The organism is Streptomyces glaucus (assembly GCF_039533365.1).
Taxonomy (GTDB): Bacteria; Actinomycetota; Actinomycetes; order Streptomycetales; family Streptomycetaceae; genus Streptomyces; species Streptomyces glaucus.
Window position 1 is genome coordinate 60,962 of the sequence record NZ_BAAATK010000025.1, and the last position, 13,024, is coordinate 73,985.

Annotated in this window: 9 protein-coding genes and 1 pseudogene; 5 read left to right on the top strand and 5 right to left on the bottom strand. The window is 73.6% G+C overall.

Features of this window, described 5'->3' with window-relative positions; translation table 11 throughout:
* Window positions 1–4 precede the first annotated feature (4 nt).
* The 5 genes from ABD363_RS19475 to ABD363_RS19495 all read right to left on the bottom strand — a co-directional run bounded on the left by ABD363_RS19475 (window position 5) and on the right by ABD363_RS19495 (window position 7,543).
* Window positions 5–1,003, bottom strand: coding sequence for an HpcH/HpaI aldolase/citrate lyase family protein (locus tag ABD363_RS19475; RefSeq protein WP_344605253.1), 999 nt, complete (start codon window positions 1,001–1,003; stop codon window positions 5–7).
* A complete protein-coding gene (locus ABD363_RS19480) occupies window positions 1,000–3,027 on the bottom strand; it encodes a protein meaA (protein WP_344605255.1) in 2,028 nt (675 codons plus the stop codon). The genes ABD363_RS19475 and ABD363_RS19480 overlap by 4 nt, the downstream gene beginning before the upstream one ends.
* Window positions 3,028–3,035: 8 nt before the next feature.
* The gene (ccrA, locus tag ABD363_RS19485; protein WP_344605319.1) at window positions 3,036–4,373 is read right to left on the bottom strand and encodes a crotonyl-CoA carboxylase/reductase; all 1,338 of its coding nucleotides are present in this window, start codon (window positions 4,371–4,373) and stop codon (window positions 3,036–3,038) included.
* A gap of 418 nt (window positions 4,374–4,791) precedes the next feature.
* Window positions 4,792–5,601: a TetR family transcriptional regulator gene (locus ABD363_RS19490; protein WP_344605257.1), complete on the bottom strand. Its 810-nt coding sequence runs from the start codon at window positions 5,599–5,601 to the stop codon at window positions 4,792–4,794.
* A gap of 136 nt (window positions 5,602–5,737) precedes the next feature.
* The gene (locus ABD363_RS19495) at window positions 5,738–7,543 is read right to left on the bottom strand and encodes a 3-hydroxyacyl-CoA dehydrogenase family protein (RefSeq protein ID WP_344605259.1); all 1,806 of its coding nucleotides are present in this window, start codon (window positions 7,541–7,543) and stop codon (window positions 5,738–5,740) included.
* Window positions 7,544–7,921: 378 nt separating this feature from the next.
* Here ABD363_RS19495 and ABD363_RS19500 point away from each other — a divergent pair, with 378 nt between their 5' ends.
* The 5 genes and pseudogenes from ABD363_RS19500 to ABD363_RS19525 all read left to right on the top strand — a co-directional run bounded on the left by ABD363_RS19500 (window position 7,922) and on the right by ABD363_RS19525 (window position 13,011).
* Entirely contained in the window at window positions 7,922–8,497 is a 576-nt protein-coding gene (locus tag ABD363_RS19500) for an adenylosuccinate lyase (RefSeq protein WP_344605261.1), read from the top strand.
* 523 nt (window positions 8,498–9,020) lie between these two features.
* Complete coding sequence (locus ABD363_RS19510) at window positions 9,021–9,464, top strand: SRPBCC family protein (protein WP_344605263.1); 444 nt, start codon at window positions 9,021–9,023, stop codon at window positions 9,462–9,464.
* 437 nt (window positions 9,465–9,901) lie between these two features.
* Window positions 9,902–10,585, top strand: a pseudogene (locus tag ABD363_RS19515) (PAS domain-containing protein); the annotation flags it as partial.
* A gap of 286 nt (window positions 10,586–10,871) precedes the next feature.
* Window positions 10,872–11,705 carry a M55 family metallopeptidase gene (locus ABD363_RS19520; protein WP_344605267.1) on the top strand — a complete coding sequence of 278 codons (834 nt, stop codon included), beginning with the start codon at window positions 10,872–10,874 and terminating at the stop codon, window positions 11,703–11,705.
* Entirely contained in the window at window positions 11,698–13,011 is a 1,314-nt protein-coding gene (locus ABD363_RS19525) for a M20/M25/M40 family metallo-hydrolase (protein WP_344605269.1), read from the top strand. The genes ABD363_RS19520 and ABD363_RS19525 overlap by 8 nt, the downstream gene beginning before the upstream one ends.
* Window positions 13,012–13,024 lie beyond the last annotated feature (13 nt).

The following is a 13,024-nucleotide window of genomic DNA, read 5'->3' on the forward strand; positions in this document are numbered from 1 at the left end:
GCGCTCAGGCCTCCGGGATCTCGAACCTGCTGGTGCGCCGCATGCCGGCGGCGCGGCCCTTGCCCGCGACGACCAGGGCCATCTTCCGGCTGGCCTCGTCGATCATCTCGTCGCCGAGCATCGCGGAGCCCTTCTTGCCGCCCGCCTCGGACGTGTAGTACGCGTACGCGTCCAGGATCAGCTCGGCGTGGTCGTAGTCCTCCTGGGAGGGCGAGAACACCTCGTTGGCCGCGTCCACCTGGCCGGGGTGCAGCACCCACTTGCCGTCGAAGCCGAGCGCGGCGGCGCGGCCGGCGACCTCGCGGAAGCCGTCGACGTCGCGGATCTGCAGGTAGGGGCCGTCGATCGCCTGGAGGTCGTTGGCACGGGCGGCCATCAGGATCTTCATCAGGATGTAGTGGTAGGCGTCCGCCGGGTAGCCGGGCGGCTGCTCGCCCACCACCAGCGACTTCATGTTGATCGACGCCATGAAGTCGGCCGGGCCGAAGACGATCGTCTCGAGGCGGGGGGAGGCCTGGGCGATCTCGTTGACGTTGTTCAGGCCCCGGGCGTTCTCGATCTGCGCCTCGATGCCGATCCGGCCGACCTCGAAGCCCATGGTCTTCTCGATCTGGGTGAGCAGGAGGTCGAGGGCGACGACCTGCTCGGCGTTCTGCACCTTCGGCAGCATGATGCAGTCCAGGTTCGGGCCGGCGCCCTCGACGACCGTGACCACGTCCCGGTACGTCCACTCGGTCGTCCAGTCGTTGACCCGCACGACCCGGGTCTTGCCCGTCCAGTCGCCCTCGTTGAGGAACTTCACGATGGTGTGCCGCGCCTCGGGCTTGGCCAGCGGCGCGCACGCGTCCTCCAGGTCGAGGAAGACCTGGTCGGCCGGGAGGCCCTGCGCCTTCTCCAGGAAGCGGGGGTTCGAGCCCGGCACGGCCAGGCAGGAACGCCGGGGGCGGAGGCGGTCGACGGAGCCGCCGGCGGGAGGGGCGGCGGGCGACGGGTGGGCGGTCATGCGGGGACCTCCAGGGGGTCGAGCTTGTTCGCTTTGCGGATCTCGTCGACGATGCGGCCGATGATTCCGGTGATGTCGAAGTCCTTCGGGGTGAAGACCGCGGCCACTCCGGCGGCCCGCAGCTGTTCGGCGTCACCGCTGGGGATGATGCCACCGGCGATCACCGGTATATCTGTGGCACCGGCCACACCCAGCCGCTCCAGCACGTCCGGCACCAGCCGGGCGTGCGAGCCGGAGAGGACGGACAGGCCCACCGCGTGCACGTCCTCGGCCAGGGCCGCGTCCACGATCTGCTCGGGGGTCAGCCGGATGCCCTGGTAGACCACCTCGAAGCCCGCGTCCCGCGCCCGGACGGCGATCTGCTCGGCTCCGTTGGAGTGCCCGTCCAGGCCCGGCTTGCCGACCAGGAAGCGCAGCTTGCCCACCCCGAGGTCGCGGGCCGTCAGCTCCACCTTGCGGCGCACCTCGGCCAGCCTGGAGCCCGCCTCGGCGGCCACGGCCACCGGCGCCGACGACACGCCCGTCGGGGCGCGGAACTCGCCGAACACCTCGCGCAGGGCCCCGGCCCACTCGCCGGTCGTGACGCCGGCGCGGGCGCACTCCAAGGTGGCCTCCATCAGGTTCTCGGTGCCCCGCGCGGCCTCCTTCAGCCGCTCCAGCGCCTTGCAGGGGCGCGGGTGGTTGAACGGCGGCTGGTAGCGGGTGTCCCGCCAGTGCCGGAGCGAGGCGATCACCCGCGCCTCGACCGCCGGGTCGACCGTCTGGATCGCGGTGCCCAGATCGGCCGTCAGCGGGTTCGGCTCGGTCGACTCGAAGACGTTGACGCCGACGATCTTCTCCTGGCCGGACTCGATCCGGGCCCGCCGCTCGGCGTGCGAGGCGACCAGCTGCGCCTTGAGGTAGCCGGACTCGACGGCGGCCAGCGCGCCGCCCATCTCCTGGATGCGGTCGATCTCCGCGGACGCGGCCTCGGCCAGCTCGTCCACCTTCGCCTCGATCACCTTCGAGCCCTCGAAGATGTCGTCGTACTCCAGCAGGTCGCTCTCGTACGCCAGCACCTGCTGGATGCGCAGCGACCACTGCTGGTCCCAGGGGCGGGGCAGGCCCAGGGCCTCGTTCCAGGCGGGGAGCTGCACGGCGCGGGCGCGGGCGTCCTTGGAGAGGGTGACGGCCAGCATCTCCAGGACGATCCGCTGGACGTTGTTCTCCGGCTGGGCCTCCGTCAGGCCGAGGGAGTTCACCTGGACGCCGTAGCGGAAGCGGCGGTGCCGGGGGTCCTCGATGCCGTACCGCTCGCGCGTGATCCGGTCCCAGATGCGGCCGAAGGCGCGCATCTTGCACATCTCCTCGATGAAACGGACGCCCGCGTTCACGAAGAAGGAGATGCGGCCCACGACGTCGCCCATGCGCTTCTGCGGCACCTGTCCGCCGTCGCGCACCGCGTCGAGGACGGCGATCGCGGTGGACATCGCGTACGCGATCTCCTGGACCGGCGTGGCCCCGGCCTCCTGCAGGTGGTAACTGCAGATGTTGATCGGGTTCCACTTCGGGATGCGGGAGACCGTGTAGGCGATCATGTCCGTCGTCAGGCGGAGGGAGGGCCCCGGCGGGAACACGTGGGTCCCCCGGGACAGGTACTCCTTGACGATGTCGTTCTGGGTCGTGCCCTGGAGCTTGGTGATGTCCGCGCCCTGCTCCTCCGCGACGACCTGGTAGAGCGCCAGCAGCCACATGGCGGTGGCGTTGATGGTCATCGAGGTGTTCGTCCGCTCCAGGGGGATGTCCCGGAACAGCCGGCGCATGTCGCCCAGGTGCGCGATCGGCACCCCGACCCGGCCCACCTCGCCGCGGGCGAGGACGTGGTCGGGGTCGTACCCGGTCTGCGTCGGCAGGTCGAACGCCACCGACAGGCCCGTCTGGCCCTTGGCGAGGTTGCGCCGGTACAGCTCGTTGGACTCCTCGGCCGTGGAGTGGCCGGCGTAGGTGCGCATGAGCCACGGCCGGTCCTTCTGACGCTCACTCATGTGCCACCTCAGACGTTCCGGAAGCGGTTGATGGCGTCGAGGTGCCGGGCGCGCGTCTCCTCGTCGCGCACGCCCAGGCCCTCCTCGGGGGCGAGGCACAGCACGCCGACCTTGCCCTGGTGGGCGTTGCGGTGGACGTCGTGGGCGGCCTGGCCGGTCTCCTCCAGGGGGTACACCTTCGACAGCGTCGGGTGGATGCGGCCCTTGGCGATGAGGCGGTTGGCCTCGTAGGCCTCGCGGTAGTTGGCGAAGTGCGAGCCGATGATCCGCTTCAGCGACATCCACAGGTAGCGGTTGTCGTACTGGTGCAGGTAGCCGGAGGTGGAGGCGCAGGTGACGATGGTGCCGCCCTTGCGGGTGACGTACACCGAGGCGCCGAAGGTCTCGCGGCCGGGGTGCTCGAAGACGATGTCGACGTCCTCGCCGCCGGTGAGCTCGCGGATGCGCTTGCCGAAGCGCTTCCACTCCTTGGGGTCCTGGGTGTGCTCGTCCTTCCAGAACCGGTAGTCCTCGGCGGTCCGGTCGATGATCAGCTCGGCGCCCATCCTCCGGCAGATCTCCGCCTTCTGCGGCGAGGAGACGACGCAGATCGGCGTCGCCCCGCCGGCCAGCGCGAACTGCGTGGCGTAGCTGCCGAGGCCGCCGGAGGCGCCCCAGATCAGGACGTTGTCGCCCTGCTTCATCGCCGCGCCGTTGCGGGAGACCAGCTGCCGGTAGGCGGTGGAGTTGACCAGGCCCGGGGCGGCGGCCTCCTCCCAGGTGAGGTGCTTCGGCTTGGGCATGAGCTGGTTGGTCTTCACCAGCGCGATCTCGGCCAGGCCGCCGAAGTTGGTCTCGAAGCCCCAGATGCGCTGCTCGGGGTCGAGCATCGTGTCGTCGTGGCCGTCCGGGGACTCCAGCTCGACGCTCAGGCAGTGGGCGACGACCTCGTCACCCGGCCGCCAGGCGTTGACGCCCGGGCCGGTGCGCAGGACGACGCCGGCGAGGTCGGAGCCGATGATGTGGTACGGCAGGTCGTGCCGCCTGGTCAGCGGCGAGAGCTTGCCGTAGCGCTCCAGGAAGGCGAAGGTCGGCACCGGCTCGAAGATCGAGGTCCACACCGAGTTGTAGTTGACGGAGGAGGCCATGACGGCCACCAGGGCCTCGCCCGGGCCGAGCTCGGGCACGGGGACCTCGTCCAGGTGGATCGACTTGCGCGGGTCCTTGTCGCGGGTGTCCAGGCCCGCGAACATCTCCGTCTCGTCCTTGTGCACGGTGATCGCGCGGTACGACTCGGGGAGCGGCAGATGGGCGAAGTCGGCCGAGGTGGAGTCGGGCGACTGGATCGCGGCGAGGATGTCCTTCACGGTCACGTGGTGCCTCCGGCGATGAGCGCCCTGAGGGAGGGGCGCTGAGGGGTACGTCGGTGCTGCTGAGTGAGGGAGCTGTGCCGTCGGTTCGGCGGTGGTGCTGAGGGGGGGTGCCGTCGGTTCGGCGGTGGTGCTGGATCGGCAGCGCTGGTGGCGCGGGAGGGTGCCTGTGACGCAGGCGTCCGGAACGCGCGGGCCTCGGCCTGCGGGGACGGTCGCCCGGACCTCTTCAACGTATGACACCGCGTGTCAGGTGACAAGGCACTGAGTGCCAGAAATCGCTCTCAGATGAAATCTTTACGTAACAGATGAGCGATGATCGATCGAACGGGACCCCCAAGGCGGTGGAAAGCGGCCCCTGAGACGCCGGAACGGCCACCCGGTGGGGTGGCCGTCGTCACAGGGGCGAAGGGGGTCAGCGCTCCTTGAGGGCCTGCTCGATGGTCCTCATGACCTCGTCCAGCGGGGCGTCCGTGCGGGCCACGGTCACCAGCACCTCGCCCCGGGCGGAGGCCGAGGCCGCCGGCGGCGTCGGGGCCGCGGCCCGGCCCGCCATGATCCCCGTGCCGAACGTCTTCCGGACGATCGCGAAGGCGTGGTCCAGCTGGGCCTCCACGTCGCCCTGGCCGTCCGCCCGCAGCCAGCGCCGCAGCACGTGGTTGTGGGCGGTGACCACGGCGGACGCGGCGACCTCGGCCAGCAGCGGGTCGTCGTTGGCGTCGTCGGCGTGCGCGTGCTCGTCGAAGTGGCCGAGCAGATAGCGGGTGAAGAGGCGTTCGTAGCGGGCCACCGAGGCGATCTCCGCCTCGCGCAGGGCGGGCACCTCACGGGTGAGCTTGTAGCGGGCGACCGAGATCTCCGGCCGGGCCGCGTACATCTTCATGACTTCCTTGATGCCGCGGCACACCGTGTCGAGCGGATGCTCGTGCGCGGGCGCGGCGTTGAGCACCGCCTCGGCGCGGACCAGGGTGTCGTCGTGGTCCGGGAAGATCGCCTCCTCCTTGGAGCGGAAGTGGCGGAAGAAGGTGCGGCGGGCGACCCCGGCCGCAGCCGCGATCTCGTCGACGGTGGTCGCCTCGTACCCCTTGGTCGCGAACAGCTCCATGGCCGCGGCCGCCAGTTCCCGGCGCATTTTCAGCCGTTGGGCGGCGGCACGACTGCCCGCAGCGCTCTCCGGCGCGTCGGGCGCGGCTGGTGTACGTGAGGACTTGGCGGGCTGGGACATGCCCCGAACGTACTGCATGTGCGCAGCTCGATGTGCATGGCCGGTCCCTCCCCCGCCCCGGCAGGACGGGGGAGGGACCGCGGGGTCGAGCAGTCCACCCCAGTCCTCGCCGGCGCGGAACCGGTCACCGGGACGGTCAGCGCTTGGCATGTTCGCGGAAGCCGCGGCCCGTCTTGCGGCCGAGGCAGCCCGCGGCCACCAGGTGCTCCAGCAGCGGCGCGGGGGCCAGCCCCGGGTCGCGGAACTCGCGGTGCAGGGCCTTCTCGATGGCGAGCGAGACGTCGAGCCCGACGACGTCCAGCAGCTCGAACGGACCCATCGGGTAGCCGCCGCCCAGCTTCATCGCCGCGTCGATGTCGTCGAGGGACGCGTAGTGCTCCTGCACCATCTTGATCGCGTTGTTGAGATACGGGAACAGCAACGCGTTGACGATGAAGCCCGCCCGGTCCCCGCAGTCGACGGCGTGCTTCCCGATCCCGCCGCAGACCGCGCGGACCGTCGCGTGGACGTCGTCGGCCGTCAGCACCGTACGGACGACCTCGACCAGCTTCATCGCCGGCGCCGGGTTGAAGAAGTGCATGCCGATCACGTCCTGCGGACGCGAGGTGGCGCGGGCGCAGGCGACCACGGGCAGCGACGAGGTGGTGGTGGCCAGGACCGCGCCGGGCCGGCAGACCTTGTCCAGCGTGGCGAACAGCTGCCGCTTGACCTCCAGGTCCTCCGCGACCGCCTCCACGGCCAGGTCGACGCCGGCCAGGTCGTCGTAGGTGCCCGTCGGCGTGATCCGGTCCAGGGCCTGCGCGGCGGCCCCGGCGGCCAGCCGGCCCCGGTCGACCGAGCGGGCCAGCGACGCGCCGATCCGGGCCTTGGCGGCCGCGGCCTTCTCCGCGCCGCGGGCGGCCAGGACGACCTCGTACCCGGCCTTGGCGAAGACCTCGGCGATGCCGCGGGCCATGGTGCCGGAGCCGGCGACGCCGACCGAGCGGACGGGACGGCCGGGGGCGGGGGCGGCGTCCTTCGGCGGGGTCAGCGCGTCCGGCACGACGGTGCCGCTGCCCGGCGCCTCGTACGTGTAGAAGCCGCGGCCCGCCTTGCGGCCCGTCAGGCCCGCCGCGCCGAGCTGCCCGAGGATCGGGGCGGGGGCGTGCAGGCGGTCGCGGGAGGCGGCGTACATGGCCTCCAGGACCGTGCGCGCGGTGTCGATGCCGATCAGGTCCAGCAGGGCGAGCGGGCCCATGGGCAGCCCGCAGCCCAGCCGCATCGCGGCGTCGATGTCCTCGCGGGAGGCGTACTTCGCCTCGTACATCGCGGCCGCCCGGTTGAGGTAGCCGAACAGCAGGCCGTCGGCGACGAAGCCGGGCCGGTCGCCGACCGGGACGGGCTCCTTGCCCAGGTCGAGGGCGAGATCGGTGACCGCGGCGACGGCCGCCGGCGCGGTCAGCACGGAGGAGACGATCTCGACCAGCCTCATGGCCGGCGCCGGGTTGAAGAAGTGCAGGCCGAGCACGCGCTCGGGCCGGGCCGAGTCGGCGGCCAGCCGCGTGACGGACAGGGCGTTGGTGCCGGTCGCCAGGATCGCCCGGGGCCGCACGATCCCGTCCAGTTCGCGGAAGATCTGCTGCTTGACCTCGTACGACTCCGGAGCCACCTCGATGACGAGGTCGGCGTCGGCCGCGGCGCGCAGGTCGGTGGCGGTGCGCACCCGGGCGAGGGCGTCTGCGCGCTCCCGCTCGGTCAGGCGTCCGCGCGCGACGGCGCGGGCGGTGGCGGACTCCAGGGCGGCGACGCACTTCGCGGCCTGGGTCTCGCTGACGTCGATGCCGACGACGTCGCGGCCGGCCCGGGCCAGGACCTCGGCGATGCCGGTGCCCATGGTGCCGAGGCCGACCACGGCGACGGTCTGCAACGGGGACAGAGAGGTGTCGGAGAGGGGAGTGGCCATCACGGGACTCCAGGAATGAGGGTGACGACGGGAAACGCGACCGGGTGCGCCGAGAGGGCGCACCGGGTGCGGGCTCGATGCGGGTGTCGGCCGGGCTGCGCGCGCACACGCCCGGTGCCGTCGCCGGGGCGCACACACACCCGGGGAACGGCGGATCCGGCCGGCCCTGTCCCCAGGCCGGCCGTACTGCGGTACTCGAGGCACCGAACCGACTGCTCCCGCGGCGGCCGCGTCACCAGACCGCTGCGGGGAAGACGCGAGTGGGTAACTCGCTCGTCTGAGCTTAACTTGCGGGTAACGAGCGCGCCAGTCCCCGTCCGTGCGGGTCTTCGCCGGGTGCGTCCCGAGCGGCGCACGGCGCGCCTAGTCTCTTCAGTCATGGACGAAGAGGTGCGATCGCTCACGGAGCGCTTACGGGTGGAGTCGGGTGCGCCGGCGGCGTACGACCGTCTGGTGGCGACCGGGGACCTCGACGAGCTGGCGGCGGTGCTCACCGAGCCCGGGCGGCCGCTGTGGGCCAGGGAACTGGCCGCGTTCCGGCTCGGCCTCGCGGGCGACCGGCGCGCCTTCGAGTCCCTCGTCCTGCTCCTCAACCACCGTGACCCGCCGCGCTGCGCCTCCGCCGCCTACGCCCTCGCCCGCCTCGGCGACCCGCGCACGGCCCGCGCGGCCGCCGCCCTGGCCACCAACGAACTGCGCGTCGCCTACGCCCTGCACCCGGTCCGGCTCCTGGTGGAACTGCGGGCGCCGGAAGCCGTCCCCGCGCTGATCACCACCCTGCGGCGCCGGCTGCGTCCCCACGACCCGTACCGCCGCGTGGCCCTCGCCTGCGTGGAGGGCCTGGGAACCCTGGCCGACGCCCGCGCCGTGCCCGTGCTGAACGAGGCCCTGGCGCACCCGGCCCTCGCCGAGGCGGCGGTGCGGGCGCTGGCGCGGATCCCGAAGCAGCGGTGAGGCGCCACCGCGCACGCGACACCACCGGTCGGGCGGGCGTCGCCGGTCGGGCGGGCGCCACCGCGAACGCCTCGATCTCCAGGGGGACTCGGGCGGACCAGCGAGGCGACCTGGGCCGCCGAGGCGGCCGGCAGGCGGTCGTCGGGTATGCGCGCGGCGCGGGCCGCCGCGACCGCCCGTACGGCGGCCCGCGGTCGGGCCGGACGGCCGCTCGGGAACGGGAGCGCCGGCGCCAGCGGCACCCCGCAGCCGATGCCGTGCTCGCTCGGCGTCCGGACGGCCTCCGGGCGGCGCTCCGGGCCGAACGGCGCGGCGCCGGCCGCCCGGCCGTGGCCGGACCCGGCGGTGAGGCTCTCCCGGCGCACGACGCCTCCTCGGCAGCACTGGCCAGAAGAGGGAACGCTTGTTCAACTGATCGTGTGAGGGTGTTTCCGATCGGGTTCGGTCACCCCGATTTGGGCGGCCGGGGACCGGGGTGGTTGGCTTGCCCCGACCCCGAGAACCCAGGTCCTGGAGGAATGCGATGGCGCAGGTCGAGGCCACTACGGAGCGGATCGTCGCGGCGGACGCGGAGACGGTGTTCGACGCCCTCGCCGACTACAGCGGCACGCGCGCGAGGCTGCTGCCCGAGCAGTTCAGCGAGTACGAGGTCCGCGAGGGCGGCGACGGCGAAGGCACCCTCGTCCACTGGAAGCTCCAGGCCACCAGCAAGCGCGTCCGCGACTGCCTGCTGGAGGTGACCGAGCCGACCGACGGCGAACTCGTCGAGAAGGACCGCAACTCCTCCATGGTCACCACCTGGCGGGTCACTCCGGCCGGTGAGGGCAGGTCGCGGGTCGTCGTCACCACCACCTGGCAGGGCGCCGGCGGCATCGGCGGCTTCTTCGAGAGGACCTTCGCGCCCAAGGGGCTCGGCCGGATCTACGACGCGGTGCTCGCCCGGCTCGCCGCCGAGGTGGAGAAGTAGCCGAGGCGGAGAAGCAGCCGAGGCGGAGAAGCAGCCGCCTCACGACGCGGACGTCCGCAGGGCGTTCGCCCCTCCCGCCGCCCGTCCCGCCGCCGGTGCGCCCGGCCGTGCCGCGGCGTCCGGACGGCCGTCCCCGGTGTCGGCGCCCGCCCGGTGCGGCCGGCGCCGCCGCACCGGGCGGAACCTTGTCCGCCGGGCGCATCGCCGCCACGGCCGGTCACCCGCCGGTCGCCCCCGTCCCCCGGGACCGGCGGCGGACGCGCCGGGCGCGACCCGCGACCGGGCACCACGACCGGACCGGCCGCCCGCGCGCGGGCGTGCGCCGGCGCAATTCCGTACCACCGATTCCCGCGTTCGGCGCGCGTCGTGACCGGCTCCGGACGTAACGTGGTGACGGCACGGATCTTGCCGAGCCGTGGGAGAGAGGGCCTTGCGCCATGGAGCGTGGCACCGAGCGGGACACACCTCCCGGCGCCGGGAACGGCGCCGGGGCGGCACCGGCCACGGCCGGCCGGGTCCCGCTGGCGGCGGTCGTGGCGGACCGCGACGGGCTGGTGTCCCACTGGAGCGGGGGCGCACGCCGGCTGTTCGGCGTTCCCGAGGAGGAGGCGGTCGGCCGCCCGGCGGTCGACCTGCTGCCCGTCTTGGGAGCGCTCCCCGAGGAGGACGACGCCGCCGCGTACGGGGCGTACCGCGGGCCCGGCCCCGGACCGTCCCCCGGCGCAGGGCCGCCCCGCCCGGCCGCCGGCCGCGCCCGCCTCACCGTGCCCGGGCAGGGCCGCGCCGACGTGCTGTGGTGGGGCTATCCGCTGCTGTCCGGGCCGGAGCGGCTGCTCGTGCTGGCCGCGGACGCGGACCTGCTGCGCCGGGCCGCCCCGGGTGAGGACCTGGCCTTCGAGCGCGTCGCGCCCGGCTTCGCGCCGCACACCGACTTCCCCGGCGCCGACGGACTCGCCCGCGGACTTCCCGAGGTCCTGCCCGGCCTGGACGCCGGCGGGAGCACCCGCATCGCCGCGCGGGTCCTCGAACTGGGCTGCCCGGTCCTGGAATGCGGCCGGAACGACCGGGTGCCCGTCATCCCCGACTGGGGCGCGCCCCGGCGGGCCGAGCAGCGGGCGCGGTGCTCCGGGACGCGGAACCGGCGCTGACCGACGCCCGTCCCCTGCCTCCCCGGGCCGCGCCCGCCCGGCCCGGCACCGCCGCCGGGACCTCGGCCGCGGCAGCGGCACCCGCGTCCGCGGCGGCCGTTTCCCGTACGTCCCTGGCGCCGACGGTCCGGCCGCAGCGGCCTCGGCCCCGCCCGGCGGTGCCGGTCACCGGCGAGGCCCGCCCCGCACGGGGCCGGACCGGTGAGAGTCGTCCACAGGCCTGGCCGGGATTCCGCGGGACCGCGTAGCGTGAGGCGGCATGAAGATCCTCATCAGTGCCGACATGGAGGGCGCCACGGGCGTGACCTGGCCGGCCGACGTGCTGCCGGGCACCCCGCAGTGGGAGCGGTGCCGGGCGATGTTCACGTCGGACGTCAACGCGGCCGTCCTCGGGTTCCTCGACGGCGGCGCCGACGAGGTACTGATCAACGAGGCCCACTGGACGATGCGCAACCTGCTCCTGGAGAAGCTGGACGACCGGGCGCAGCTGCTCACCGGCCGGCACAAGGCGCTGTCCATGGTGGAGGGCGTGCAGCACGGCGACGTGGACGGCGTCGCCTTCGTCGGCTACCACGCCGGCGCCGGCATGGAGGGCGTCCTCGCCCACACCTACCTCGCCAACTCCGTCACCGGGGTGTGGCTGAACGGCGTTCGGGCGAGCGAGGGACTGCTCAACGCGCACGTGGCCGCCGAGTTCGGGGTGCCGGTGGTGCTGGTCACGGGGGACGACATCGCCTGCGAGGACGCGCTCGGCTACGCCCCCGAGGCGCTGAAGGTCGCGGTCAAGGACCATGTGTCGCGGTACGCGGCCGTGTGCCGCACGCCGGCCGGGACCGCCGCCGCGATCCGGGCGGCGGCCGAGGAGGCGGCCGCGCTGGCGGTGCGCCGGGAACCGGTGCGCGGCGGACCGTTCACGGTCGCCGTGGAGTTCGACGCGGAGCACCTGGCGATGGCCGCGACCGTCGTGCCGGGCGTGGACCGCGTCGGCGAACGGAAGGCGGCGTACACCAGCGACACCATGTACGAGGGCATCCGCACCTTCAAGGCGGTCACCACGATCGTCGCGGCCGCGGTGGAGGAGCAGTATGGCTGACCGGCTGGACGAGCGGGCCCTGGACGAGGTCGTGCGGTTCACCTCCGACCTCATCCGGATCGACACCACCAACCGCGGCGGCGGCGACTGCCGGGAGCGGCCGGCCGCCGAGTACGCCGCCGCACGGCTCGCGGAGGCCGGGCTGGAGCCGGTGCTGCTGGAGCGGACCCGGGGCCGGACCAACGTCGTCGCCCGGATCGAGGGCGCCGACCCGGCGGCGGACGCGCTGCTGGTGCACGGTCACCTGGACGTGGTGCCCGCCCGGGCCGCGGAGTGGAGCGTGCACCCGTTCTCCGGGGAGATCCGCGACGGCGTCGTCTGGGGGCGCGGCGCGGTCGACATGAAGAACATGGACGCGATGATCCTCACCGTGGTGCGCGCCTGGGCCAGACTGGGCGTACGGCCGCGGCGGGACGTGGTGATCGCGTTCACCGCGGACGAGGAGGCCAGTGCCGAGGACGGCGCGGGTTTCCTCGCCGACCGGCACGCCGCGCTGTTCGAGGGCTGCACCGAGGGCGTCGGCGAGTCGGGCGCGTTCACCTTCCACGACGGCAGCGGCCGGCAGCTGTACCCGATCGCCGCGGGCGAGCGCGGCACCGCCTGGCTGAAGCTCACCGCGCGCGGCCGCGCCGGCCACGGCTCCAGGATCAACCGGGAGAACGCGGTCACCCGCCTGGCCGCCGCCGTCGCCCGGATCGGCGACCACCCGTGGCCGCTGCGCCTGACCCCCACGGTGCGCGCCGCGCTCACCGAACTCGCCGCCGTCTACGGTGTCGATCCCGACCTGACCGACGTCGACGCCCTGCTGGGCAAGCTCGGCCCGGCGGCGCGGCTCGTCGAGCCCACCGTCCGCAACAGCGCCACCCCGACCATGCTGGACGCCGGTTACAAGGTCAACGTGATCCCCGGGGAGGCCGTCGCCTACGTCGACGGGCGTTTCCTGCCCGGCGGCGAGGACGAGTTCCGCGCCACCCTGGACCGGCTCACCGGACCGGACGTGGAGTGGGAGTTCCACCACCGGGAGGTCGCTCTGCAGGCGCCGGTCGACGCGCCGACGTTCGCGCGGATGCGGGCCGCCGTGGAGGAGTTCGCCCCGGAGGGACACGTGGTGCCGTACTGCATGGCCGGCGGCACGGACGCCAAGCAGTTCTCCCGCCTCGGCATCACCGGCTACGGCTTCGCCCCGCTGAGGCTCCCGGAGGGCTTCGACCACCAGGCGCTCTTCCACGGGGTGGACGAACGCGTCCCCGTCGAGGCGCTGCGGTTCGGCGTCCGGGTCCTCGACCGCTTCCTGCGGACGGCCTGAGGAGAAGGGGGAG

What these genes read in the sequence shown, in the direction of transcription:
- ABD363_RS19525 (WP_344605269.1), top strand. Translation starts at nt 11,698, where the DNA reads ATGGCTGACCGGCTGGACGAGCGGGCCCTGGACGAGGTCGTGCGGTTC.
- ABD363_RS19495 (WP_344605259.1), bottom strand. Translation starts at nt 7,543, where the DNA reads ATGGCCACTCCCCTCTCCGACACCTCTCTGTCCCCGTTGCAGACCGTC.
- ABD363_RS19475 (WP_344605253.1), bottom strand. Translation starts at nt 1,003, where the DNA reads ATGACCGCCCACCCGTCGCCCGCCGCCCCTCCCGCCGGCGGCTCCGTC.
- ABD363_RS19480 (WP_344605255.1), bottom strand. Translation starts at nt 3,027, where the DNA reads ATGAGTGAGCGTCAGAAGGACCGGCCGTGGCTCATGCGCACCTACGCC.
- ABD363_RS19520 (WP_344605267.1), top strand. Translation starts at nt 10,872, where the DNA reads ATGAAGATCCTCATCAGTGCCGACATGGAGGGCGCCACGGGCGTGACC.
- ABD363_RS19500 (WP_344605261.1), top strand. Translation starts at nt 7,922, where the DNA reads ATGGACGAAGAGGTGCGATCGCTCACGGAGCGCTTACGGGTGGAGTCG.
- ABD363_RS19510 (WP_344605263.1), top strand. Translation starts at nt 9,021, where the DNA reads ATGGCGCAGGTCGAGGCCACTACGGAGCGGATCGTCGCGGCGGACGCG.
- ABD363_RS19490 (WP_344605257.1), bottom strand. Translation starts at nt 5,601, where the DNA reads ATGTCCCAGCCCGCCAAGTCCTCACGTACACCAGCCGCGCCCGACGCG.